This is a genomic window from Kitasatospora sp. NPDC007106 (assembly GCF_040634455.1).
Lineage (GTDB): Bacteria > Actinomycetota > Actinomycetes > Streptomycetales > Streptomycetaceae > Kitasatospora > Kitasatospora arboriphila.
On sequence record NZ_JBEYFP010000851.1, the window covers coordinates 1 to 2,424 of the forward strand.

The 2,424-nt window shown below is 71.0% G+C and carries 2 protein-coding genes; both read right to left on the reverse strand.

The features are described from left to right. Positions 1-231: 231 nt before the first annotated feature. Positions 232-1,740, reverse strand: coding sequence for a S53 family peptidase (locus ABZ641_RS33215; RefSeq protein ID WP_359987916.1), 1,509 nt, complete (start codon positions 1,738-1,740; stop codon positions 232-234). Positions 1,741-1,828: 88 nt separating this feature from the next. Further along, positions 1,829-2,173, reverse strand: a complete 345-nt coding sequence (locus ABZ641_RS33220; protein WP_359987919.1) for a transposase — start codon at positions 2,171-2,173, stop codon at positions 1,829-1,831. Positions 2,174-2,424: the final 251 nt, after the last annotated feature.

Below are 2,424 nucleotides of genomic sequence, written 5' to 3' on the forward strand. Positions count from 1 at the left end.
GCCGGCCTCCAGCTCCGCGCCTCGATGATCTGGGTCGACGACCTCCTGCGAAATGCCGACTGATCACAACATCACACAGGCCCTAGCAGCCCCGGCCGGCTCACGTCAGCGGCCAAGGCCGTCCTCACCCCGGAGAGGCAACGCCAAAAGAGCTCGTTAACAGAGAGTGCCCGCAGGTGACGCCTTCTTTGCGAAGGGCAGCACCTGCGGGCTGTCGCGGGCCCTCGAGTCTCAGGACACGCTGATGGTCCTCAAACGCTCAAGCAGTTCGGTGCCGTCGGGCACGCCGAGCCCGGTACAGGCGTCCCAGCCGGGGCCCGCCTTGAAGGCGCCGATGTCGCCCTGCGTGATGTCGCGGAACCCGGAGGGGCTGTGGCCGGCCGTCGCGCCGTCGTAGAGCAGCGGCTGCAGCAGGCCGAGCGGACGGCCGAGCGCCTCGGAGAGCCGGCAGGCCAGTGCAGCCCACAGGGGCGCCACCGCGCTCGTACCGCCGATGACCATGGGCTGGCCGTCGACCAGCACCCGGTAGCCGCTGCGGGGGTCGGCGGTGGCGGCGACGTCGGGGACGCCGCGGAGCGGGGTGGGGTGGGAGCCGTTGGGGACGCCGACGTTGGCCTGCCACGGCGGCTGCTTGTAGAACTTGCTGATGCCGCCGCCGGAGGCGGACTTCGGACCGTTGTTCCACACCCGCTCGAGGGTGACGTTGCCGGTGGCCGGGTCGGCCTCCAGGTAGGTGCCTCCGCAGGCGAGCGTGCGGGAGCTGGAGGCCGGGTAGTCGGTGTGCGGCAGACCGTCGCTCTCGCCGTCGCTGCTTCCGTTGTCGCCGGCCGCGACGCAGACCGTGACGCCGAGGGCTGCGGCGTCGGCCAGGGCTTCGTCGAAGACGGCCCTGCCCTGCTCGGTCCAGCTCTCCTCGTTCAGGCCCCAGCTGTTGCTGACCGCGGTGGGGGTGGGGGTGGCGTGCACGGCGGCGCTGAGCGCGTCGGCGAAGCCCTGGTCGGTGTTGGGCGCGAAGTAGACGACCTGGCGGGCGCGGGGTGCGAGCGCTCCGGCGACCTCGATGTCGAGGAGGACCTCCCCGTCTACGCCGTCCGGGTTGCCCTCCGGGCTGTTGCTGCCGCCGTCGACACCGACCGCCGTCACGCTGGGGGTCGGGCTGATGCCGAGGTCTGAGAAGTACGTGTCCAGGTCCTCCTGGGTGTAGCCGCCGCCCAGTTCGAGGATGGCGAGCGTCTGGCCGCTGCCGTCGGTGTTCGGCGGGAAGCGGTAGATCTTGCCGAGCTCCACCGGGGTGTAGCTCCTGTGGGCGGCGGCCGGCTTCAGCCGGTGGATGTGGGGGCGGGCCTGGGGGCGGTCGTCCATCCCGAGCACTGCCACCACCACGTCCTGCCAGTGGGCGGGGATCCGCAGATCACCCTCGCGCTGGCGGTGCTCCACCATCTCCCGGGTGGCCGGGTCCAGGCTCTGGACCAGGTCGAGCGACTGCGGATCGGCCACGTGGCGGAGCTGGGCGAGCGTCCCGCGGAGCTTGATCCGCCGGGTGGCCTGATCGGCCTCGAGCACGTGCAGGCCGTGCTCCTCGGCGGTACGGCGGACGAGGTCGATGTCGGCCGGATCGGCGCCGTAGCGCTCGGCCAGCTCCTGGCGGCTGATGGTGGCCGGACCGTTGATCAGGTCCTCGGGGATCTCGGCGCGGCGACGCAGGACGAGGGTGATGTCGATGGGCTGGGATTCGTCCACATCCCCCGTGCGGCGGGCGTCCGGGGCGGCCGCCCGCTTGCTCCCGGGGAGAGGGACCATTCTCTTGGCTGTCATACGGAAAGTGTTCTCAATGAGACACTATGTGATAAGCCGCCGAACGGTTGATTGCACGCCGACAGGCTGCGGCGGGGGCGACGACCACCCCGCCGAGCTGTATTCGGGGCACTGCCGGGCGCCCTTGAAGTTCCCTGCCCGTCGGGCCGCGCAGGAAGGCGAGCCGGTCGGTGCAGCCCTCAGCGGAGAACACGTCGGCGCAGAGCACCTCGCGTCCGACCCCGGCGTTGACGCCGACCGCGACCAGGCAGTGCACGTCCACCACTCGGCCGCCCTCGCGGACCTTCCGGGTGGACGCGTCCGGCCGTACGAATGTGTACGGGCCGGCGCCCAACGGCTGCATCCGGAACTCGGCCATGCGTTCGCCGAAGTGCGGTTCATGTCGCCGACCTGGGATTTCGGCAGCCGGGTCATACTCAGGGCCTTGGCGATTTTCTCCACCCGCGGGTAGAGACGCCGAGCAGGCAGCAGGTGGCGCGCGTTCTCGAAGGCCATCCGATGACCGTCGCACTTCCAGAGCAACCCACCCTGCAAGGCGCGCCGCCCCGCCCCGCTGCAGCACTTCCCTGGATGCAACCGGGGCGGGGGTGGCCGGGTGTGTATGTCCCG